Below are 21,810 nucleotides of genomic sequence, written 5' to 3'. Positions count from 1 at the left end.
CGGCGTTCGCCGTTCGGGTCGGCCGGGCAACGGGGATCGCACCACTGATCGACGACCGCGGTGAGGAGCGCGTCGGCTCAGATTTGCTGAAGGATGCGCAACGCCCGGTCCACCCGCCGCATCGTCTCCGCGTCGGCGACGTCCACGCACTCGGTGAACCACTTCTTCATCGGCGAGGAGATCCGGTCGGGCATCACCACCCGGTCTCCCATCGAAACCGCAAGTGGCGAGTCGCGCAGCAGCGCCGCCTCCACCACCTCGGCCACGATCACGATGGGCACCGCCGTGGAGTTGTAGACATCTGAACTGATCACCAGGCCGAGGCGTTCCCGGGCTCCTTCGATCCGCCAGACCTCGCCCCTACGCAGCACGCGGCGGACCACCGAAGAGCAGATCGTCGACCATGCCGACCTCCTGGGCGTCGGCCAGCGAGGCGGACTCCAGATCCAGCCCGGCCCGCCCGACCGCGGCGGCGTGCGCGGCGAAGACCTCGCGCAGCGCCTTCTCCCGGGCCGCCTGGTCCATCCAGGCGGAGAGCGAGAGCCCCTCCCGCTTGGCGAACCGCCGGGCATCCGCGATCGTCTCGTCGGCGAACGACAAAGTCACCTTGGCTGTCATACCGGCAGACTACCCGCGAGTATGACTCCCAGTCATCCCCGAAGTACCCCTCGCCCGCCGGGTCACCGCAGCCGACAGCCCGAACTCTCCCCTGTCTGCGCTGTCGAGCTGATGGCGCGGACGGATCGTCGACGGTTCAGCCCGGCGCGTGGCCGCCGATAACGGCGAAGCGCCATGCCTTGAAGAAGCAGTCCACGTCATCCAGGCCCGCCTCGGTCAGCCAACGGCACTGCTCCGTGACCGACGCGGGGCGGTCGTAGGTCATCCGTTGCTCGGCGGCGGCGATCTCGGCGGCGTCGGAGCCGAGCGCCGCGACCTGGGCCAGCCAGACGTCGTGGTAACGCCGGTCCAGCTCCGGGGTCGGGCCGGCCACCTGTTCGGCATTGACGAGGACTCCACCGGGCACCAGCGACCCGGCCGCCCGCCGGTAGAGGTCACGCTTGGCGGAGTCGTCCAGGTGGTGAATGGCCAGCGCGCTGACCACGGCGTCGTACCGCCCGACGGGCAGCGGGTCAGCCAGGTCGGCCACCACCCCCCGGTGCGCGACGTCTCGACCGGCCAACTGCTCGGCGGCGACGGCAAGCATCTGCGGCGCGGCGTCCACAAGGGTCAGCCGCACGCCGGGCACGGCGGCGGAGAGCAGCGCCGACAGCAGACCGGTCCCGGCGCCGAGATCGAGCACCTCGGGCGTACGCCCGGCCGCCAGGGCGGCTCGCAACGGTGGCGCGGCCACCTCGACGGCTGTGGTGTAGAACGCGTCGAAGCAGGGCACAAGCCTGCGCCGGGCGGCGTCGTAGCTACCCGCCACCGCGTCGAACGCCCCGGCCACGCTCATGACAGCCTCCCATATAACAGGATTCTCGTTCCACATCATAGACCTCGCGAGCCGGCCCCCAGCCGCGGTGCGGTGTGAGGGGCTCTTGACAGGACCGAAACAAACGGGACGCGGCCCGGAAACTGCCCAACGGCACGCTTTGCCGACATGACAGACGGTGCACGGCCGGCGACGCGCCCGGGGCAGGAGCCCCGGGAGGTGGCGACCCACTGCCCGTACTGCGCCCTCCAGTGCGGGATGGTCCTGCGCGAGGAGGAGGACGCGGTGAGCGTGCTGCCTCGTCAGTTCCCCACCAACCGGGGCGGCCTCTGCCAGAAGGGCTGGACCTCGACGGAACTGCTCAGCCACCCGGAACGGTTGACCAGTCCCCTGCTGCGTGACCCGACCACCGGCGAGCTGCGCCCGGCCAGTTGGGACGCCGCGCTGGACCGGATCACCGCCGGCCTTCGCGACGTGCAGGAGCAGCACGGCCGCGACGCGGTCGCGGTCTTCGGCGGGGGCGGGCTCACCAACGAGAAGGCGTACGCGCTGGGCCGGTTCGCCCGGGTGGCACTGGGCACCCGACACATCGACTACAACGGACGGTTCTGCATGTCCTCGGCCGCGGCCGCCGGCATGCGCGCCTTCGGCGTGGACCGGGGTCTGCCGTTCCCGCTGTCCGACCTGGGTCGGGCGGACACCCTGCTGCTGGTCGGCGCGAACCCGGCGGAGACCATGCCGCCACTGGTGCGCTGGCTGACCGAGCAACGGGAGCGGGGCGGCAAGCTGATCGTGGTCGACCCACGGGTGACCGCCACCACCCGGCAGGCCGATCTGCACCTGCAACCGCTGCCCGGCACCGACCTGGCGGTGGCCAGCGCACTGCTGCACATCGCCCTGACCGAGGGGTACGTCGACGGTGACTACGTCGCCACCCGTACCACCGGATTCACCGGCGTGCGACGCACCGTGGCCGGCTGGTGGCCCGCGCGCGCCGAGGCGCTCTCCGGCGTGCCCGTGGCCGATCTGGAGGAGACCGCGCGAGCCCTCGGCACCGCCGAACGGGCGATCATCCTCACCGCACGCGGCGCGGAACAGCACGCCAAGGGCGTCGACACCGTCACCGGCTTCGTCAACCTCGCCCTCGCGCTCGGTCTGCCCGGTCGCCCCGGCTCCGGATACGGCTGCCTGACCGGGCAGGGCAACGGGCAGGGTGGCCGGGAGCACGGGCAGAAGGCCGACCAGCTCCCTGGGTACCGCAAGATCGACGATCTGGAGGCCCGGGCCCACGTCGCGCGGGTCTGGGGGGTGCCGGCCGACGAGTTGCCCGGTCCGGGCGTGCCGGCGTACCAACTGCTCGACTCGCTCGGCACCGACCAGGGGCCACGGGCGCTGCTGGTGTTCGGCTCGAACCCGGTGGTCTCCGCACCCCGCGCCGCCCGGGTCGAGGGCCGCCTGCGCGACCTGGACCTGCTGGTCGTCGCCGACTTCCTGCTCTCCGAAACGGCGGCGCTGGCCGACGTGGTGCTACCCACCGCCCAATGGGCCGAGGAGGACGGCACGATGACCAACCTGGAAGGGCGGGTGCTGCGCCGCCGGGCGCTACGTCCGCCCCCGGCGGGCGTCCGCACCGACCTGGAGATCCTGGCCGCCCTCTCCGCCCGGATGCGGGGCGCACCTCCGCTCCGCCCGGTGCCGGAAAACGGCACCGGCCCGACAGCGGGCGCACGGCCGAGTGAGGCGGAGGCGGCAGACCCGCGCCTGGTCTTCGCCGAGTTGCGCCGGGCCTCGGCCGGCGGCATCGCCGACTACGCCGGGATCAGCTGGGACCGGATCGACGCCGCGGACGGCGTCTTCTGGCCGTGTCCCGACGACGAAGGGCCCGACTCCCCCCGACTCTTCACCGAGCGCTTCGCCACACCCGACGGGCTGGCCCGGTTCCACCCGGTGGAGCATCGACCGGCAGCCGAGGAGGTCTGCGCCGACTACCCGCTGCACTTCACCACCGGCCGGGTACTCGCCCAGTACCAGTCCGGCACCCAGACGCGCCGGGTGGCCGCGCTGCGTCGGGCCGCCCCCGAGGCGTTCGTGGAGCTGCATCCGGACCTCGCCGAGCGGCTGGGCGTCGCCGACGGCGAGCCGGTACGGGTGCTCTCGCGGCGCGGCGAGTTTCAGGCACCGGCCCGGCTGAGCCCGGGCATCCGGCCGGACACCGTCTTCGCGCCGTTCCACTGGGGTGGGCCGGCACGGGCGAACTCCGTCACCAACGACGCCGTCGACCCGGTCTCAGGGATGCCGGAGTTCAAGATCTGCGCGGTACGGGTGGAGAAGGCATGACCGGGCGCAGCGAGCGGGTCGTGGTGGTCGGCAACGGGATGGCCGGTGCCCGGGTGGCGGGGGAACTGCACGCCCGTGGCGAGGACCTTAAGGTCACCGTGCTCGGCGCGGAACCGCATCCCGCGTACAACCGGATCATGTTGTCCACCCTGCTCACCGGCAAGATCGGTGAGTCGGACGTGGAGCTGGCGGAGGTCGCCGGGCGCGGCGTCGACCTGCGTACCGGGGTGACGGTGAGCGCGATCGACCGCGCCGCCGCGCTGGTACGCACCGACGACGGCGACCAGATCCGCTACGACCACCTGGTCCTCGCCACCGGCAGCCGGGCGGTGGTGCCCGCCCTGCCCGGGCTCGACCCGGAGCACCTTCCGGAGCGGGTGATCCCGTTTCGCACGCTTGACGACTGCCGGCGCATCCTCGCCCTCGCGGGTACCGCCCGGCGCGCCCTGGTGCTCGGCGGCGGGCTGCTCGGCCTGGAGGCGGCCCGGGGGCTGGCTCTGCGCGGGCTCGACGTGGGCGTGGTGCACCGGGTGCCGTACCTCATGGACCGTCAGCTCGACCCGGCTGCCGGTGCCATGCTCGCCGGTACGCTCGCCGATCTCGGCGTGACCACCCACCTGGCGGTGGAGCCGACCGCGGTACACGCCGACGCCGCGGGGGTGCGGCTGGAGCTGTCCGACGGTCGGTCGCTCGACGCCGACCTGCTGGTGCTCGCCTGCGGCGTACGCCCCGACACCGCCCTCGCCGCGGCCGCCGGCCTGACCGTGGAGCGGGGCGTGCTGGTCGACGACCGGCTGCGCACCAGCGACCAGCGGATCTCCGCGATCGGCGACTGCGCCCAGCACGACGGCACGCTTACCGGGCTGGTGGCACCGGCCTGGGCACAGGCGCGGGTGGTGGCCCAGGTGGTGACCGGGCAGGACCCGCAGGCCCGGTACCGGCCGCGACCGATGGTCACCCGGCTCAAGGCGGCCGGCATCGATCTCGCCGCGATGGGTGACCCGACGGCCGGCCCCGGGGAGGAGTTGACCTTCGCCGACCCGACCCGGGGCACCTATGCCTGGCTGCGCATCCACGACGAACGGTTGGCCGCCGCGATCCTGCTCGGCGACAACCCCTCGGTCGGCACGGTGATCCAGCTTTTCGACCGCGGCCACCCGGTGCCCACCGACCGGCGGGCGCTGCTGCTCGGCCGGGCGGTCGGCGGGGCGGTCGCGGCACCGGCCGCGTCACCGGCGCTGATGCCGGACGCGGCCACGGTCTGCCAGTGCAACACGGTGAGCAAGGGCGCCCTCGTGCGCTGCTGGCGGGACGGAGCCCGCACGGTCGACGCCGTGGTCGCGGGGACCCGGGCCGGCACCGGCTGCGGCAGCTGCCGCGACGCGGTCGCCGGCATCGTCGACTGGTTGTCCAGAACTGATCCCGTGGAGGTGGGGCGATGACCGGCGGCAACGTGGTCGTCATCGGCAACGGCATGGTAGGCCAGCGGTTCGTGGACGCGCTGCGGGCCCGCGACCCACAGGGGCGGTGGCGGGTCACGGTGCTCGCCGAGGAGAGCCGGCCGGCGTACGACCGGGTGCGGCTCTCGGCGTACTTCGACGGTGCCGACGAGGAGGACCTGAACCTGCACACCCCGCACGACGGGGTGCAGTTGCGCCTCGGCGAGTCGGCCACCGGCGTGGACCGGAGCCGCCGGGTGGTGACCACGACGTCCGGCGAGCACCCGTACGACGTCCTGGTGTTCGCGACCGGGTCGTACCCGTTCGTGCCACCGGTGCCGGGAGCGGACCTGACCGGCGTCTTCGTCTATCGGACCCTGGACGATCTCGCCGCCATCCGCCGGTACGCGAAGGACCGCCGCACCGGTGCGGTGATCGGGGGCGGGCTGCTCGGCCTGGAGGCGGCGAACGCGCTGCGCCTGCTCGGGCTGACCACTAGCGTGGTGGAGTTCGCCCCGCGGCTTATGCCGGTGCAGGTGGACACCGCCGGTGGCGCGATGCTCCGGCGCTACGTCGAGGACCTGGACGTGTCCTGCCACCTGGGCGTGGCGACCACCGCGCTGCGGCCCGGCGCGGACGGGGCGGTGGCCGCGCTGGAACTCGCCGACGGCGCGGTGCTCGACGCCGACCTGGTGGTGGTGGCCGCCGGCATCCGACCCCGCGACGAACTGGCCCGGGCGGCCGGACTCGACATCGGTCCACGCGGCGGCGTCCTTGTCGACGCCGCCTGCCGGACCACCGACGAGCGGATCTACGCGGTCGGCGAGTGCGCGGCGGTCGACGGCACCTGCTACGGCCTGGTCGCCCCCGGCTACGCGATGGCCGAGGTGGTGGCCGACCGACTGGTCGGCGGCGCGGCCACCTTCCCCGGTGCGGACACCGCCACCAAGCTCAAGCTGCTCGGTGTCGACGTCGCCTCGTTCGGCGACGCGCACGGTGCGACACCCGGCTGCCTGGACGTCACCTGGACCGACCCGGCCGCCCGGGTGTACGCCAAGCTGGTCCTCTCCGACGACGCGTCCACGCTGCTCGGCGGGGTGCTGGTCGGCGACGCCAGCGCGTATCCGACGCTGCGCGCCAGCGTCGGTGGGCCGCTGCCGGCCGCACCGCTGGCCCTGCTGGCCGGCGACGACGCGGTGGGAGCCACGGCCGGCACCCTGCCCGCGACCGCCCAGGTCTGCTCCTGCAACGCGGTGACCCGGGCGCACATCGACACGGCGATCACGGACGGCTGCGCCGACGTGGCCTCCCTGAAGGCGTGCACCCGGGCCGGGACGAGCTGCGGCTCCTGCGTACCGATGCTGAAGCAACTGCTCGACGCGGCCGGCGTCGTCCAGTCGAAGGCGCTGTGCGAGCACTTCGACGTCAGCCGGCAGGAGCTGTTCGACATCGTCCGGGTACGCGGCATCAGGACGTTCTCCCGGCTGATCGCCGAGCACGGTCGGGGGCAGGGCTGCGACATCTGCAAACCGGTCGTCGCCTCGATCCTCGCCTCGCTCGGCAACGGTCACATCCTCGACGGCGAACAGGCTTCGTTGCAGGACACCAACGACCACTTCCTGGCCAACCTGCAACGTGACGGCAGCTACTCGGTGGTGCCCCGGATCCCGGGCGGAGAGATCACCCCGGAGAAGCTGATCGTCATCGGCGAGGTGGCCCGCGACTTCAACCTCTACACCAAGATCACCGGCGGGCAGCGGATCGACCTGTTCGGCGCCCGGGTCGACCAGCTACCGCAGATCTGGCGCCGGCTGGTGGACGCCGGGTTCGAGTCCGGGCACGCGTACGGCAAGGCGCTGCGCACGGTGAAGTCCTGTGTCGGCTCCACCTGGTGCCGCTACGGAGTGCAGGACTCGGTCGGCCTGGCCGTCGCGCTGGAGCTGCGTTACCGGGGACTCCGCGCCCCACACAAGATCAAATCCGCGGTCTCCGGCTGCGCCCGGGAATGCGCCGAGGCCCGCAGCAAGGATTTCGGTGTGATCGCCACGGAAACCGGATGGAACCTCTACGTCGGCGGCAACGGCGGCTTCCGGCCACGGCACGCCGATCTGTTCGCCACCGACCTGTCCACCGAAGCGCTGGTCACGCTTATCGACAGGTTCCTGATGTACTACATCCGTACCGCCGACCGGCTGCAACGCACCGCCGCCTGGATCGAGGCGATGGACGGGGGCCTGGACCACCTCCGGGCGGTGATCGTGGACAATTCGCTCGGCCTCTGCGAAGAACTGGACGCCGCGATGGCCCGGCACGTCATGTCGTACTCGGACGAGTGGCGCGACGTCCTGGCCGACGCTGACCGACTGCGCCGGTTCACCTCGTTCGTCAACGCGCCGGAGGTGCCCGACCCGTCGATCACCTTCGTCACCGAACGCGGACAGCCGGTGCCCGTCGGTGGGCATCCGTCCGGCCCACAGGGCCGCCAACCGGTCGCGCTCGGCCTGCCGGAGGTGCGTCGATGACCGCCGCGACGGTACTGAGCTGGGTCACCGTCTGCCCGCTGGAGCACCTGGACCGGGACCGGGGCGTCGCCGCCCTCGTCGCCGGGGTGCAGGTGGCGATCTTCCGGACCACGGACGGGCTGTACGCGATCGACAACCTCGACCCGGTCTCCGGGGCGTACGTGCTCTCCCGCGGCATCGTGGGCAGCCGGGGTGAGGTGCCGACGGTCGCGTCGCCGCTGCACAAGCAGGTGTACGACCTGCGCACGGGGGACTGTCTCGACCTGCCGGGCGTTTCGGTCGCTCGGCACCAGATCCGTTGCCACAACGGCATGGTCGAGGTGCGGCTGCGACAGGAGGGCTGATGCGCGAGGAACTGGCCGGCTTCACCATCGGGGTGACCGCCGACCGGCGGCGGGACGAACTCGCCGCGCTGCTCCAACGGCGGGGCGCCCGGGTGGTGCTCGCTCCCGCCCTGCGGATCGTGCCGCTCGCGGACGACACCGAGCTACGCGAGGCCACTCGAGCCTGCCTGGAACGGCCGCCCGACATCCTGATGGCCAACACCGGCATCGGGATGCGCGGTTGGCTGGAGGCGGCCGAGGGTTGGGGGCTCGCCGAGCCGCTGCGCGGGGTCCTCGGTGACGCGTACGTGGTGGCCCGGGGCCCCAAGGCCCGTGGGGCGATCCGCGCGGCCGGACTGTTCGACCAGTGGTCGCCCGCCTCGGAGAGCTGCGACGAGGTGGTCGATCACCTGCGTCAGCGGGGCGTGTCCGGTCAGGTGATCGCCATGCAGCTGCACGGCGAACGGCAGCCGGAGTGCACCCGTGCGCTGGAGGAGGCCGGTGCCACGGTCATCGAGATCCCGGTCTACCGCTGGGCCCCGCCGACCGACCCCGCGCCGCTGCACCGCCTGGTCGACCTGGTGGCGGGGCGGCTGGTCGACGCGGTCACCTTCACCTCGGCACCGGCGGTGGAGGCGCTGCTGCGGGCCTCCGGCGACCGCACGGACGCGGTGCTGGACGCGCTGCGCAGTGACGTGCTGGCCAGTTGCGTCGGGCAGGTCACCGCCGAGCCGCTGATCCGACGCGGGGTGCCGGTCAGCGCGCCGAGCCGGGCCCGCCTCGGCGCGCTGGTTCGCACCATCGTCGACGAGCTGCCCCGCCGTACGGTGACCATCAAGGTCGCCGGGCACCTGCTCACCCTGCGCGGCCACGCCGCGGTGGTCGACGGCGAGCTGCGTCCGCTGGCCCCGGCGCCGATGGCGGTGCTGCGGGCGCTGGCGCAGACGCCGGGCCGGGTGCTGTCGCGTACCGCCCTGTTGCGGACGTTGCCGCGCGGCGCCGACGAGCACGCGGTGGAGATGGCGGTGGCCCGGCTGCGGGCCGGCCTGAAGGCGCCACGCGTCGTGCAGACGGTGGTCAAACGGGGCTACCGCCTCCGCGTCGACTGAGCGGCACACCACCCGCTCGCGTCGACTGAGCGGCACGCCACCCGCCGGCCCGGTTGCGGCCGGGCCGGCGGATGGCGCCGAAGACTCAGCGGGCCTATCCGACCGGAGTCGGGAAACCCCGGTCGTGCTCGGCCTGGAGTCGCGCCATGGCGTGCTCGACGACGGTCACCAGGACCCGTTTGACCGACTCGCGCTCCCGAGCGTCGGTCATCACCAACGGCACGTCCGGCGAGATGGCCAGTGCCTCGCGGACCTCGTCCAGTTCGTACTGCGGCGCACCGTCGAACCGGTTGAGCGCGACCACGTACGGCAGGTTGCGGTTCTCGAAGTAGTCCAGCGGGGCGAACGCGTCGGTGATCCGGCGGGTGTCCACCAGCACCGCGGCGCCCACCGCGCCTCGGATGATCTCGTCCCACATGAACCAGAACCGGGTCTGGCCAGGCGTACCGAAGAGGTACAGGATCAGATCCTGTGCCATGGTGATCCGGCCGAAGTCCATGGCGACCGTGGTGGTCTCCTTGCCCGGCACCTTGGACGGGTCGTCGATGCCGACTCCGGCCGAGGTCATCACCGCCTCGGTGGTCAGCGGTGTGATCTCGGAGATCGCACCGACAAGCGTGGTCTTGCCGACACCGAAGCCACCCGCGACGACGATCTTCGCGGAGATGATTCCCCGGCTCTGGCGGGCCCCGGCGGGGTCATAGCTCGCGAAGTCCACTCAGCACCCTTCCCAGCATTTCCATCCGCTCCTCGTAACCTGTGGCGGGAGCGGCCGTCTGTAGCGTCAACAGGCCCTCGGCCACCATGTCGGCGACCAGCACCCGGGCGACACCCAGCGGTAACCGGGTGTACGCGGCGATTTCCGCCAGCGACTCGGGCCGGCCCTCGCAGACCATGGCGATGCGATGCTTGTCGTGCCCGGCGAAACGTGATTCGGCGATCTGGGTGGGACTGGCCACCAGCACCGCCTCCAGGGCGATGTCCTGCAACGGCTCGGTCCGGCCCCGGGTGACCGCGTACGGCCGAACCAGCGCACCCCGTGGGTCACGCTGCCGATCCATCCGCGATCACCTCCTCTGCCCTCCGCCGGTCCGGTGCACCCGTTACGACCGCACCGCGTCCCGGGGCAGCGGTACCAGCGCCGCACCGACCCGTTCCACCAGCAGCGCCATTTCGTAGCCCACCTGACCGACGTCGCAGCTACGCGCCGCGAGCACCGCCATCGACGATCCGTCGCTGATGGACATCAGGAACAGGTAGCCACTGTCCATTTCGATCACTGTCTGCAACACCCCGCCGGCACTGAACATCCGGGCGGCGCCCTCGGTCAGGCTCACCACGCCGGAGGTGATCGCGGCGAGCTGGTCCGCCCGGTCCGTCGGCAGGTCCCGGGAGGAGGCGAGCAGCAGCCCGTCCGCGGACACCGCCACCACGTGGGCGATACCTGCCACGCTGTCGGCGAAGTTGCTGAGCAGCCAACCCATGTCCTGTATGGCCGCTGGCCTGTTCATCGGCTCGTCTCCTTGGTCGAGGTGCTGTTCTGACTGGCTCCGGCCGTCCGACCACGTTGGACGCCTCGGTGATACGCCGACAGCAGACCGCGTACTTCGTCTGGGGTCCGGCGGCCGTGCTCACGCCCGCCGCGAGGCTCGATGCCACCCGGCACGAGTTGCGCCTGGGGCACCCGCTTGGGCAGCCCCGACCGGGTCGTACCGGCGGGGGTGGGCTCGGCCGCCCGGCTGGCCCGTGACCAGCCCTCGTCGGCCGCTGTCCGCCAGGCGTCGTCCTCCGGGTGGCCGGTTTCGGGCCGGGCGGACGGCGGTGGCGCGGACGGCGGTGGCGGCGCGGGCTGGGTCGGCGGCGCGCTCGGCGCCGGACCGGCCGTGCTGACGGACGAGGAAGTGTACGACGGTGGCGGCGCGGGTGTCGCGGCGGCAGCCGCACCCGGCGTGCGGGTTGGCAACGGACTCCGTCCCCTGGTCGGCTCGACAGGAGGCGCCGGTGGGCTGGCGGCCGCCTGCGGGGGCGGCTCGTCGAACTGTGGCCGGCTGAAGATCGTGGTGACGTCGTTGCCGTGCGACCGGAACCAGACCGCCTCCATCTCCCGGAAGATCGGCGCCTCGGAGGACTGCTCGGGTGGCACGGTGATCGGACGCGTCGGGGGTGGTGCGGTGGCGGCCAGACTGGCGCCCAGACCACGGAACCCGGAGCCGTCGAAATCTCCGCCACCGGGCTGCTGACCAGCGGCCGGGGCGAAATTGGTCGGCGCGGCGACCCCCGCACCCGCGACCGGCCCCACCGGCAGGCCGGACGCTGCGGACTGACTGTGGTCGCCGAGACCCCGGTTCGGCAGCGGATCGAGGGTGGGTTGCGCGACCGTCGGCGTGCCCGCGTTGAATCCGTTGAAGGCCGGCGGCGTACGGGCCGGTGGCGGGTCGGCGGGGGCCGCCTCCGTCGCCGGCCAGGGCGGGGCGGAGGAAGTGCCGTTGTGCCACCGGTCGACCAGGGTCGCGGTGTTGCCGCGACCCGTGCCGCCGGCCGAATCACCGAGACCGACCGACGCCAGCGGGGTCTGCTCGACCGCGAGCGGCTGCCGGGGTCGGGTGATCGCCTGGTCGCGACCGCGCAGGCTGGGCAGCACCACGGTGGCGGCGGGCAGGGTGACCTGCGCGACGGTGCCGCCCTCGACGTTGCGGCGCAACTCGACCCGGATGCCGTAGCGGGCTGCCAGTCGGCTGACCACCGCCAGGCCCATCAGGCGGAACGCCGCGACGTCGACGGCGGATGGTGCGGCGAGCCGCCGGTTGAGTGCGTCCAACTGCTCGTCGGAGAGGCCGAGACCGCGGTCCTCGATCTGAATGAGCACGTAGTCCCGGATGCGTCGCCCGTCGGCCACCACCGTGGTGTTGGGCGGCGAGAAGCGGGTGGCGTTGTCGAGCAGCTCGGCCACCAGCCGCACCACGTCGTTGACCGCGTGGGCCGCCACGGACACGTCGGTGTCGACCGTGCCGAACTCGATCCGGTTGTAGAGCTCCACCTCGGACTGCGCGGCCCGCAGCACGTCCACCAGCAGGGCGTCGTCGCGACGCGGCACGGCCGAGTCCGCGCCGGCCAGCACGAGCAGGTTCTCGTCGTTGCGGCGCATTCGGGTGGCGAGGTGGTCGAGCTCGAAGAGCTGTGCGAGCCGCTTCGGATCCTCCTCGCCGCGCTCGATCGCGTCCAGTTCGCCGATCATGCGGTCGACCAGGGTCTGACTGCGTCGAGCCAGGTTCAGGAACATCGCCGAGACGCTGGTCCGCAGGGCCGCCTGTTCGGCCGCGACCCGGACCGCCTCCCGGTGTACGACGTTGAAGGCCGAGGCGACCTGCCCCACCTCGTCGCGGTTGCTGAGCTGGATCGGGTCGCGTACCTCGCGGACGATTTCGTCGACGCTGCCGTCGCTGACGTTGCCCATCCCCTGTAGCCGACGCACCGCCTCCGGCAGGTCGTGGTTCGCCACGGAGAGCGCGCCCTCCCGCAGCCGGCGCAGGGAGTGGTTCAGCGAGCGGGCCAGCACCACGGCCAGGGTCACCGCGATGATCAGGGTGAGCAGCACCAGCGTGGTCTCGACGACGGCCTGCCGGAGGACGTCGGAGCGGGCCTGTTCGGCCTGGGCGAGCAGGCGGCTCTGCAGCTCGATCTCGGCCCACCGCATCAGCTCGTTGACCGCGCCGATCGCTGCCGTGGCTTCCTGTGCGGTGAACGGCGCACGCTGGTTGACCGACCGGCTGATGTCGGTGGCGATCCGGTCGGCCAGCACCACCGCGTCACCGGAAACGGTGCTCTCGACCAAGGCACGCTGCACCGGGTCGGCGGCGAGCGAGAAGGCGACCAGCGCCTCCTGCTGTCCGGTGAGGGTGGCCACGAAGGCGGAGAACTGCTCGTTGTCCAGCCGGCCGCCACTGAGTGCCGTGAAGGTGACCGCTTCCTCCTCGGCGACGGCTGCCTTCGCCCGGGCGAAGGCAGCGACCGCCCGGCGACTGTCACCGAGTTCCTCGTCGCCGGGCAACTGGGCCAGCCCGTCGCCGTAGGCGACCAGGTCGTTGAGGACCACCCCGTAGCGCAGCGCCGCCTCGGCGACCTCCATCTGCTCCCGGGCGAGCACCTCCTGCCGGGTGCCGTCGAGGGTGTCCAGGTGCGCGTCGATGGCTGCGAGCCGGTCGCGGACCGCCGCCGGCGCGTCGCCGACCCGGTCCCGCTCCGCGCGGTACTCGTCGATCCGCTGCTGGGTCTCGCGGACCCGCAGGTTGTACGCGTCGGCCCGCTGTTGCGGTGCGGCGAGGTAGGCCGCCGCCGCCATCCGTTCGGCGTGCAGGTCGTTCGTCAGCGCGGAGACATCGATGGACAGCGCCGTGAGTGCGCGGGACTGACTCGCGTCGTAGGCACCCTCACCGACGGAGACCAGGCGGACCGTGGCAAGCGCGATGACCGCCGCCACGGGAACGACCAGAATCAGCGCCAGCTTGGACCGGATCCGCGCGTCGCGCAGCCGGGGCAGCCAACCGCTGTTTTTCTGCGCGGCGTCACCACGGGCGGGCAGGGTCGTCGGTCCGGTGCTCACGACATCGCCTCCGTCGATTTCTTCCCGCCAGGACCGCCGACCCGTACGCGGAGCGACGGCCGGCGCCACGCGCGGCACGGCCGCGATTTCATCAGACGAGATCGTGTTTGGGAAGCCGCAGGAGGGCAGGAAACGGTCGGACGGCATGCAACCCGTGATGCGGTCAACTAATACCTACATTTCCACAGCGCCCCTGAACAGGGCATGTAACTCCAGAGTGGCCATACGACTCGCCACAGTGAGCATTTGAAAACATTTGGTTACGCCAGCATGTGGGATCGGCGTCCCGAAACGTTCTCACTGACCCGCTTGACCACAGCGCCCGGCATTGGCAAGGTTTTGCAGGCTTCGCGCACACGGTACGGCAGAGCCGTCTCATTATCCACAGAGGACGGATGAGCCGCCGGTGACCGGGCCCCGCCCGTGCCGCATCAGGAGGACCGAGTTGACCCCCTTCCGCTCCGCGACCGCCACGGCGCTCGTGTCGACCCTGCTCGCCACCACCCTCGCCGGCTGTCAGTTCGGCGGGGAGGAGCAGGACACGAGCCCGATTGTGATCGCCGCCGACCTGGAACTCTCCGGCGCTGCGGCCGGAGTCGGCGAGGCGTACCGGCAGGCCCTGGAACTGAAGCGCGATCAGTTGAACGCCTCGGGCGCACTCAACGGCCGTACGGTCGAACTATTGTTGAAGGACAACCGTTCCGACGCCAGTGAGTCACTGCGGAACATCGTCGACTTCAGCAACGACAAGCGGGTCACCGCCATCGTCATGGGTGGCTGCAACGAATGCGCGGTCGGTGCGGTGCGCACGGTCAATGAGAACCGGATCCCGACCATCGCGCTCGCGGCGGCCGGCGCCGTGGTGAACCCGGTCGCGGAACGCCGCTACATGTTCAAACTGGCTCCCAACGCCGCCGACAACGCCGCGGCGCTCACCGTCGAACTGCGCCGCCGCAACATCGACACGGTCGGCCTCCTGCGCAGCGACGACGCCTACGGCCAGGAGGGCGCAACGGCCCTGCGCCGCGAGTTCGGCAAGGTCGGCATCCAGGTGCTGGCCGAGGCGTCCGCCCGCGGCACCGACACGGAGTTGGACGGGCAGGCCGGCCGACTGGCCTCGGCCGACCCCGACGCTCTGGTCATCTGGACCCCGCCGGAGCAGGCGATGCTCGCCTCCAGCGCGGTCAAGCGGGCCAACTACACAGGTGCCCTGTTCCTGGACGCCTCGGCCGCGGGCGACCTCTTCCTCGGCTCGGCCGCCAGGTCGGCGGAACGGGCCACCCTGGTCTTCACCCAGACGATGGTGATCGACGACGTCATCGCGACCACCCCCGCGAAGGCCGCGCGCCGCCAGTGGTTCCAGGACTACACCGCCCGGTACGGCGGCTACCACGGCTCCGCCTCGTTCGCCGCGGACGCGATCCAGCTGATCGCCGACGCGGAGCTGCGAGCCGGCGGACCCATCGGCGAGGTCGACCGGGACCGCCTCCGCGACGTGCTGGAGACGTCTCAGATGGACGGCCTGTCCGGTCCGATCCGGATGACGCCGGACAACCACTCCGGGCTGATGCCGCAGGCGCTGACGACCCTGATCGCCCGGAACGGCCGGTGGAGGCTGGCGAGCTGATCGGTCCGTCCCCTGTTCGCAGGTGACGACCGACCGTCAGCCGTGGGTGATCTCTTGGGTGGCTGGTGTGGTCAGCGGGTGGAGGTGGTTTCCCGAAGCCAGGGCAGGCTGCGCCGCTCGACGAGGACCAGCGCGGCGTAGAGCAGGATGCTGACCAGGGCGACGAGGATGATCGCGGCCCACGCGGTGGCGGTGTCGCCGATGCCGGCGTACTGCTGGATCACGTAGCCGAGACCACCCTCACCGGCCTGGAACTCACCGATCACGGCACCGATCGCGGCCAGCGGCATGGCGACCTTCAGGCCCACGAAGATCTGCGGTAGCGCGGCCGGGAAGCGGACCTTGCGGAACGCCTGCCAACGGGAGGCGTTCCAGGACCGCACCAGTTCGGCCAGTTCGGCCGGAGTGGTGGTCAGGCCGGTGGCGGTGGACAACACGATCGGGAAGAAGCAGAGCAGGAAGACCATTGTGAGGATCGGCTTCTGACCCCAACCGAGCGCCACCACCAGCAGTGGGCCCAGGGTGATCTTCGGAACGGCGTTGACCGCCACCAGCAGCGGGGTGAACATCCGCTCGACGGTCCGGGAGGCCGCCAGCGCCAGGCCGATCAGCACCCCGGCCACCGCGGAGAGCGCGAAGCCGATCAGGATCTCGCCGGTGGTGGCGACGGTGTGCTCCAGCAGCCGGGCCGGCCGGTCGGAGAATGCCGCGAGCACGTCACCGGGCGGCGGCAGGGCGGCCGGATGGATCAGTTCCAGCCGGGCCACCAGCCACCAGAGACCGAGCGCGACAAGCAGCCCGGCCACCGGAAGCAACGCGGCCGTCGCACCCGAGCGCAGGTCACCCATTCGCCACCGTCGGCCACGCGGTGCGGCCGGGGACTGCTCGGGGGTGAGCGTCGCCTCCGGCTGCCGTGGACGGACGTCGGTCATCGGATCCTCCTGCGGTTCGGCGCATTTTCGTGAGCGGGGAGCAGAGCACGCCGCACCGGCGATGCGGTGCGGCGCACTCCGCGCGGTGCCGAGCGGCTCAGGCCTTCGGCGCCAGGTTGAAGTCGATGATCTGGTCGGGGGTGAGATCCGACTTCAGAGCGCCGGCACCACGCAGGATCGCGATGCTCTTGGCGACCCGGCCGCTGTCCAGCGTGCCCAGTGCGGTGCCGGAGTTGCTGGAGCGGACGTAGCCGGCCATCAGCTGCAACTCGGCAGCGGCAGCAGCGGGAACGACCGCCTCGGCGTTCTTGGCCAGGATCTCAGCCGCCTCCTGCGGGTTCGCCAGGGCGTACTCCAGGCCCTTGAGCAGCGCCTCGGTGAACCGCTTGACCTGCTCCGGCTTCTCACTGGCGTACTGCTTGGAGGTGATCAGCACGTTGCCGTAAAGGTCCTGCATGACGTTGCTGTACGGCAGCAGAACGGCCTTCTTCTTGGTCACTGCCTCGATGGTCGGCTGGCCGACCACGAACTGGCCGATTCCGTCGACGGAACCGGAGGCCAGCGTGCCCATCAGGGTCTGCGCCTCACCGTTGACCCACTTCACCTTGGTGTAGTCGATGCCGGCCATGCGCGCGTACGTCGGGAAGAGGTTGCGGACCACCGAGCCAGGGGTGTCGGCGAGAGTCTTGCCCTCCAGGTCCTTCGGGGTGGTGATGCCCGTGCCGTCGACAGTGGCGATGGCCGCCATGGTGCGCTGCTGGATGGCGGCCACCGCGACGAAGTCCTTCGCGTCACCGTTGCCGAGCTGGAGCAGCCCACCGGTCAGGTCGATCGGGCCGAAGTGCGCCTGACCGCCGACGACCGTCTGGATCACGGCGCCGGTGCCCTGCCCCGGCTTGATCTCGACGTCGAAACCGGCGTCCTTGAAGTAGCCCTTCTCCTTGGCTACCCAGGCGTAGGAGTCACGCCCGAAGTTGCCGAACGAGGTGAGGTACGTCACCTGCTCCAGGGACGAGCCGACGTCGTTGCCGTCACTGTCGTCCGAGCCGCTGCTACACGCGGAGACCAGGGCGAGCGCGGTGGCCATCGTGGCCGCGGCGACCGTACGGGTCAGCCTTCTCATCAGTGCACCTTGTCCTTTCCAACCGGGGCGTCGGGCCGCCGGAAGGGAGTTGTCGGGGCGGCACCGGCAGCCGGATGGAAGCCGACACCGCGTATCGAGGGGGACTCTCGCGGGCACAGCGTACGAGAACCCCACCTTTGCGACGCCAGGCGTACCGGGTTGCGGAACGGATACAAAGTGATGTCCACCCCGGACGGTGCGATACAGGACCGAGGCCGATAGCCTTTGCCAGTTCCTGACTTTCCACTCAGGGGAGGCCCGTCGGCGATGATCCGACTCTCCGAGGTGTCGCGCACCTTCGACGGCCGCGCTGGTCGGGTCGAGGCGTTGCGGGGCATCGACCTCGACGTCGCCGACGGTGAGTTCGTCGCGGTACTCGGCCGCTCCGGGTGTGGCAAGTCCACCCTGCTGCGGCTGATCTCCGGTCTGATCCCGGTCACCTCCGGCGAGGTCACCGTCGCCGGCAAGCCGGTCACCGGACCGCGCCGGGACATCGCCATGCTGTTCCAGCGGCCGGCCCTGCTCCCCTGGCGCACCGTGCTGGACAACGTCCTGCTGCCGGTGGAGGTCTTCGGCTGGAAGCGGGCCGCGCACCGGGACCGGGCCCGGGACCTGCTCGACGTGGCCGGGCTGTCCGGCTTCGAGAAGCGGCTGCCGCACGAGCTGTCCGGTGGCATGCAGCAGCGGGTCTCGCTGTGCCGATCGCTGATCGGCGACCCCCGGGTCATGCTGATGGACGAACCCTTCTCCGCGCTCGACGCGCTCACCCGCGAGGAACTCGCCGGCGAACTCCAGCGGGTGCACATGCGCAACGGCGCGACGGTCGTCTTCGTCACCCACTCCATCGACGAGGCGGTGCTGCTCGCCGACCGGGTGGTGGTGCTCAGCCCGCGCCCCGGCCGCGTCCGCAAGGTCGTCGAGGTGACCATTCCCCGCCCGCGCACCCTGGGTCGCAACGCGCATCTGGCCGAGGTCGCCCAGGTCAGTGCCGACCTGCACGAACTGCTGATGGAACGCGACCAGCCGGCGGGAGCCGGTACGGAGGGACGATGAGCGAGCGCAGCGAGGTGACGCGATGAGCATGCGGGTGGCCGTTTTCACGGAGCCGCACCGGGGCGCCACCTATGACGACCAGCTCCGCTTCGCCCGGCTCGCCGAGCAGGGCGGCTTCGACGCCTTCCTCCGAGCCGATCACTACCAGTCCATGGGTGACGAACCAGCCCTACCCGGCCCGACCGACGCCTGGCTGACCCTGGCGGCGCTCGCCCGGGAAACCAGCCGGATCCGGCTGGGCACCCTGGTCACCTCGGCGACGTTCCGGCTACCCGGCCCGCTGGCGGTGATGGTGGCCCAGGTCGACCAGATGAGTGGCGGGCGGGTCGAGCTGGGCATCGGTGCCGGCTGGTACGCCCGGGAGCATGTCTCCTACGGCATTCCGTTCCCGAGCACCAGCGAGCGCTTCGACCGCCTCGCCGAACAGCTCGAAGTGATCACCGGCCTGTGGGGCACCCCGTCCGGCGGGACCTTCACCTACGTCGGTGACCACTACCGGCTCACCGATTGTCCGGCGCTGCCCAAACCGGTGCAGACCCCCGGCCCTCCGGTGATCGTCGGAGGGCGGGGCCCCAAGCGCACCCCGGAGCTTGCCGCCCGGTACGCCGACGAGTTCAACGTCCCCTTCACCAGCGTCGAACAGGCCCGCGAGGCGTACGAGCGGGTCCAGGAGGCGGGTCAGCGGGTCGACCGCGCCGGCACCGGGCGTCGGCCGTTGACGCTCTCCGCCGGCATCGTGGTGGCGATCGGGCGTACCGACGGCGAGGCCCGACGGCGAGCGGCGCCGCTGCACGTCAAGAGCGCCCTGCCGCCGGAGGACCCGGTGGTCGGCTCACCGCAGCAACTGGTCGACCGGATCGGCGAGTTCGCGGCGATCGGCGCCACGCGGGTGCATCTACGCCTGATCGACCTCACCGACCTGGACCACCTGGAACTGATCGCCGCCGAGGTGCTCCCCCGACTGGACGGAATCCGATGACCGAGACGCCACCCGACGTTGCCACGCCCGGCTCCGAGCCCGTGCTCGGCCCGGTGGGGCAGGAGATCGTCTTCGAGAACGACCGGGTTCGGGTCTGGCACATCCGGCTGGAGCCCGGTGAAGGTCAGCCGCTGCACCGGCACGACCACCCCTATCTCGTGGTGGCCGTCCAAGGCGCGAAGAACCTTATTCAAACTGTCGACGGTGTGCGGATCGACGCCGACGAGCCGACCGGCGGAGTGGTCTACCGCGATCCGGGGGCGGTGCACATGCTCACGAACGTCGGCGACACGACATACCTGGCCCGGCTGGTCGAGCTCAAGTAGACCCGCCGCGAGCAGGTCGTACGTCCGTCCACGGCGTGCCGGTGGCGATCGGTGGCGACGGACCGTAACGTGCCGGTCATGGCCCATCGGACATCGAGCCGACTACTGCTCACCGCGTTCGGCGTCAGCCTGTTGGCCGGTGCCGGTCAGCTCGGCCTCGCCTTCGGCTTCGGCATCGTCCGGCTAACCGGAAGCTTCACCGGCGCGAGCATCAACCAGTGGCCGGCCCAGCTCGTCTGGGCCGGCTGGTTCGCCACGAACGCCGCCGTGATCGGTGCCGTGCTCACCGAGCGGCTGGCCCGTCACGGCGGGCAGCTCACCGGCACCCCGCGGCAACTGGCCGTCGCGGGCAGCGCCGCGCTGGGCGCCACGGTCGTGGCACCACTGTGCATGCAGCCGGCCCGCAACGCCGAGCTCATCTCGGTCGATCCGGTCTGGGCCGTGGCCATCTGTGCCGGTCTCGGCGCGGTGGTCGGTGCCGGTGCCGCGCTGGCCGTGCTGGTCCGGCCGCCGTTCGCCTGGAACATGGCAGCGGTGGCCGCAGCCGTCTGGCTACTCGCGTTACTGTCCGTGCTGCCGTCGCTGGGGGCGAGCGGACCACTGGCCCCGGTGCGCCTCGGCGTCCTGGAGCCGGCCTGGCTCACCGCCGGCACCGCGCAGCAACTGGCGCTGCTGATCCTGCCGACGGTGACCCTGCTGGCCGGCGCGGCGACCGCGGCGGCGGCCCGGTGGCGCGGGCATCCGCCACTTGTCAGCGGGCCCAGCGGGGTCGCCGGACCGGTGCTGGTGGCGTTCGCCTACCTGGCCGCCGGCCCGGGTGACACGGGCGATCGGTACCAGTTGACCCCCTACTACGCGGCGCTGCTCGCGGTGGTGGTCGGCGCGCTCGGTTCGGCCGCGGCAGCCCTGGTGCCCTGGACTGTCACCGGCCGGCCCGCCCACCGGGCACCCACCAGCGGGGCCGCACCCACAAGCGGGACGGCCATCGAGCCGACCGCCATCCTCCAACCGTTGCCCGCGGCCCCCGCGCTACCCGCGGCGGCCCGGGACTCGGCCGACGCGGCGGCCACCCCGGCACACCCGGTCGTCGTTGTCGACGGCGGCACCGCGACCGACCGGTCGACCGGCGGTATCCGCTCCGACGACGGTCCCCGCGCCGCCGCCTTCGACGGCTCACCGCCACACTGGCACTGGCCCATCGCGCACACCGACCCGTCCGCCACCGCGACCACGCCGACCGCCGACGATGCGGACACCCGCGGCCAGGCCACCGCCGCCGTCACCGCACCCCCAGCCGCCGCACCGCCGGCCGCCGCACCTCCCATCGCCGCACCACCGGCCGCCGCACCGCGAGCCGCCACATCCCCCACCGCCACACCGCCGGCCGCCACACCGCCGGCCGCCGCACCGCCGGCCGCCACACCGCTGGACGCTGCACGGGCCACCGGCACCGGCAACAGAGAGCAGCCCTGGGGCGGTGTGCGCTCCGACGACAGCGGAGGCATCGGCGACGGCGAACGGGCCGACGGTACCGGCCCTGCGGACGACGGTGCCGGGCGTGCCGACGAAGCCGGAAGCCGAACCCACGCCGTCGATCGCACCCGCAGCGGCGAACGGTCCCATGGTGGCGAACGGAGCGGTCGGCAGGCAGAGCCGGATCGCGAGGCGGGGACGCGTGAGACGGCCGGGCATTCCGAGGCTGCGACCGATCCGGCGCCGGTGGGCGACGGCAGCGACCTGCCCCGGACGGCACCGACCACGACGGAGGCCGCGGCGCCGGTTGCCCCCACCGGCAAGACTCCGACGCCCCGCCGCGCCCGCACACCCCGCACACCCCGGCCACCGACCCCGTCGGCGGACCAGTCGCCCAGGACAGCGACGGCGCCGACCGCGCCGACCGCCGAGCCAGCCCCAGCCCCAGCCCCAGCCCCAGCCCCAGCCCCAGCCCCAGCCCCAGCCCCAGCCCCAGCCCCAGCCCCAGCCCCAGCCCCAGCCCCAGCCCCAGCCC

Annotated in this window: 17 protein-coding genes and 3 pseudogenes; 11 read left to right on the top strand and 9 right to left on the bottom strand. The window is 72.0% G+C overall.

The genetic code is table 11. From position 1 onward, the window contains the following. Window positions 1-77: 77 nt before the first annotated feature. From ACFY2A_RS18040 to ACFY2A_RS18030, 3 genes are all read right to left on the bottom strand, one after another. Entirely contained in the window at window positions 78-383 is a 306-nt protein-coding gene (locus ACFY2A_RS18040) for a type II toxin-antitoxin system PemK/MazF family toxin (RefSeq protein ID WP_387172868.1), read from the bottom strand. Then, window positions 361-618 carry a hypothetical protein gene (locus ACFY2A_RS18035; RefSeq protein WP_155214581.1) on the bottom strand — a complete coding sequence of 86 codons (258 nt, stop codon included), beginning with the start codon at window positions 616-618 and terminating at the stop codon, window positions 361-363. Before ACFY2A_RS18035 ends, ACFY2A_RS18040 begins: the two co-directional genes overlap by 23 nt. A 136-nt stretch (window positions 619-754) precedes the next feature. After that, on the bottom strand, window positions 755-1,453 hold the full coding sequence (locus ACFY2A_RS18030) for a class I SAM-dependent methyltransferase (protein ID WP_387172865.1): 699 nt from the start codon (window positions 1,451-1,453) through the stop codon (window positions 755-757). Window positions 1,454-1,690: 237 nt separating this feature from the next. On the opposite strand from ACFY2A_RS18030, the pseudogene ACFY2A_RS18025 reads away from it, so the two are divergent. From ACFY2A_RS18025 to ACFY2A_RS18000, 6 genes and pseudogenes are all read left to right on the top strand, one after another. Beyond that, window positions 1,691-3,092 (top strand): annotated as a pseudogene (locus ACFY2A_RS18025) (molybdopterin oxidoreductase family protein); the annotation flags it as partial. Window positions 3,093-3,187: 95 nt separating this feature from the next. After that, window positions 3,188-3,769, top strand: a pseudogene (locus ACFY2A_RS18020) (molybdopterin oxidoreductase family protein); the annotation flags it as partial. Continuing rightward, window positions 3,766-5,211 (top strand): FAD-dependent oxidoreductase, encoded by a 1,446-nt coding sequence (locus ACFY2A_RS18015; RefSeq protein ID WP_387172863.1) that lies wholly within the window; start codon window positions 3,766-3,768, stop codon window positions 5,209-5,211. The pseudogene ACFY2A_RS18020 and the gene ACFY2A_RS18015, both read left to right, overlap by 4 nt. Further along, window positions 5,208-7,730: a nitrite reductase large subunit NirB gene (gene nirB / locus ACFY2A_RS18010; protein ID WP_387172861.1), complete on the top strand. Its 2,523-nt coding sequence runs from the start codon at window positions 5,208-5,210 to the stop codon at window positions 7,728-7,730. The genes ACFY2A_RS18015 and nirB overlap by 4 nt, the downstream gene beginning before the upstream one ends. Further along, window positions 7,727-8,074 carry a nitrite reductase small subunit NirD gene (nirD, locus tag ACFY2A_RS18005; protein WP_363918485.1) on the top strand — a complete coding sequence of 116 codons (348 nt, stop codon included), beginning with the start codon at window positions 7,727-7,729 and terminating at the stop codon, window positions 8,072-8,074. The genes nirB and nirD overlap by 4 nt, the downstream gene beginning before the upstream one ends. Continuing rightward, window positions 8,074-9,162 carry a uroporphyrinogen-III synthase gene (locus ACFY2A_RS18000; protein WP_363918483.1) on the top strand — a complete coding sequence of 363 codons (1,089 nt, stop codon included), beginning with the start codon at window positions 8,074-8,076 and terminating at the stop codon, window positions 9,160-9,162. Before nirD ends, ACFY2A_RS18000 begins: the two co-directional genes overlap by 1 nt. A 94-nt stretch (window positions 9,163-9,256) precedes the next feature. Here the strand turns inward: ACFY2A_RS18000 and ACFY2A_RS17995 are convergent, their stop codons facing one another. Genes ACFY2A_RS17995 through ACFY2A_RS17980 form a run of 4 tightly spaced genes read right to left on the bottom strand, consistent with a single transcriptional unit; the run spans window position 9,257 to window position 13,762 of the window. After that, the gene (locus ACFY2A_RS17995; RefSeq protein ID WP_363918481.1) at window positions 9,257-9,880 is read right to left on the bottom strand and encodes an ATP/GTP-binding protein; all 624 of its coding nucleotides are present in this window, start codon (window positions 9,878-9,880) and stop codon (window positions 9,257-9,259) included. Then, window positions 9,861-10,223 carry a DUF742 domain-containing protein gene (locus ACFY2A_RS17990; RefSeq protein WP_099849651.1) on the bottom strand — a complete coding sequence of 121 codons (363 nt, stop codon included), beginning with the start codon at window positions 10,221-10,223 and terminating at the stop codon, window positions 9,861-9,863. Before ACFY2A_RS17990 ends, ACFY2A_RS17995 begins: the two co-directional genes overlap by 20 nt. Before the next feature lie 42 nt (window positions 10,224-10,265). Next, window positions 10,266-10,673 carry a roadblock/LC7 domain-containing protein gene (locus ACFY2A_RS17985; RefSeq protein ID WP_099849649.1) on the bottom strand — a complete coding sequence of 136 codons (408 nt, stop codon included), beginning with the start codon at window positions 10,671-10,673 and terminating at the stop codon, window positions 10,266-10,268. Then, on the bottom strand, window positions 10,670-13,762 hold the full coding sequence (locus ACFY2A_RS17980; protein ID WP_387172856.1) for a nitrate- and nitrite sensing domain-containing protein: 3,093 nt from the start codon (window positions 13,760-13,762) through the stop codon (window positions 10,670-10,672). Before ACFY2A_RS17980 ends, ACFY2A_RS17985 begins: the two co-directional genes overlap by 4 nt. 445 nt (window positions 13,763-14,207) lie before the next feature. On the opposite strand from ACFY2A_RS17980, the gene ACFY2A_RS17975 reads away from it, so the two are divergent. Beyond that, window positions 14,208-15,389: an ABC transporter substrate-binding protein gene (locus ACFY2A_RS17975; protein WP_387172854.1), complete on the top strand. Its 1,182-nt coding sequence runs from the start codon at window positions 14,208-14,210 to the stop codon at window positions 15,387-15,389. 71 nt (window positions 15,390-15,460) lie between these two features. Here the strand turns inward: ACFY2A_RS17975 and ACFY2A_RS17970 are convergent, their stop codons facing one another. Together ACFY2A_RS17970 and ACFY2A_RS17965 are read right to left on the bottom strand one after the other, a co-directional pair. Continuing rightward, window positions 15,461-16,321, bottom strand: a complete 861-nt coding sequence (locus tag ACFY2A_RS17970) for an ABC transporter permease (protein WP_387172852.1) — start codon at window positions 16,319-16,321, stop codon at window positions 15,461-15,463. 97 nt (window positions 16,322-16,418) lie between these two features. Further along, window positions 16,419-17,444: an ABC transporter substrate-binding protein gene (locus ACFY2A_RS17965; protein WP_363918472.1), complete on the bottom strand. Its 1,026-nt coding sequence runs from the start codon at window positions 17,442-17,444 to the stop codon at window positions 16,419-16,421. A 267-nt stretch (window positions 17,445-17,711) separates the two neighbouring features. Here ACFY2A_RS17965 and ACFY2A_RS17960 point away from each other — a divergent pair, with 267 nt between their 5' ends. The 4 genes and pseudogenes from ACFY2A_RS17960 to ACFY2A_RS17945 form a co-directional block, all read left to right on the top strand. After that, window positions 17,712-18,497 carry an ABC transporter ATP-binding protein gene (locus ACFY2A_RS17960; protein WP_387172850.1) on the top strand — a complete coding sequence of 262 codons (786 nt, stop codon included), beginning with the start codon at window positions 17,712-17,714 and terminating at the stop codon, window positions 18,495-18,497. A 28-nt stretch (window positions 18,498-18,525) separates the two neighbouring features. Further along, window positions 18,526-19,476, top strand: coding sequence for an LLM class F420-dependent oxidoreductase (locus ACFY2A_RS17955; protein ID WP_387173076.1), 951 nt, complete (start codon window positions 18,526-18,528; stop codon window positions 19,474-19,476). Next, on the top strand, window positions 19,473-19,802 hold the full coding sequence (locus ACFY2A_RS17950; protein ID WP_363918468.1) for a cupin: 330 nt from the start codon (window positions 19,473-19,475) through the stop codon (window positions 19,800-19,802). The genes ACFY2A_RS17955 and ACFY2A_RS17950 overlap by 4 nt, the downstream gene beginning before the upstream one ends. A gap of 78 nt (window positions 19,803-19,880) precedes the next feature. After that, window positions 19,881-21,810: pseudogene (locus tag ACFY2A_RS17945) on the top strand (hypothetical protein); the annotation flags it as partial.

The sequence above is a fragment of the Micromonospora sp. NPDC000442 genome (assembly GCF_042898635.1).
Taxonomy (GTDB): Bacteria; Actinomycetota; Actinomycetes; order Mycobacteriales; family Micromonosporaceae; genus Micromonospora.
The sequence above is the reverse complement of the archived record's forward strand: the minus strand, read 5'-3'. Positions and strand labels throughout refer to the sequence as shown.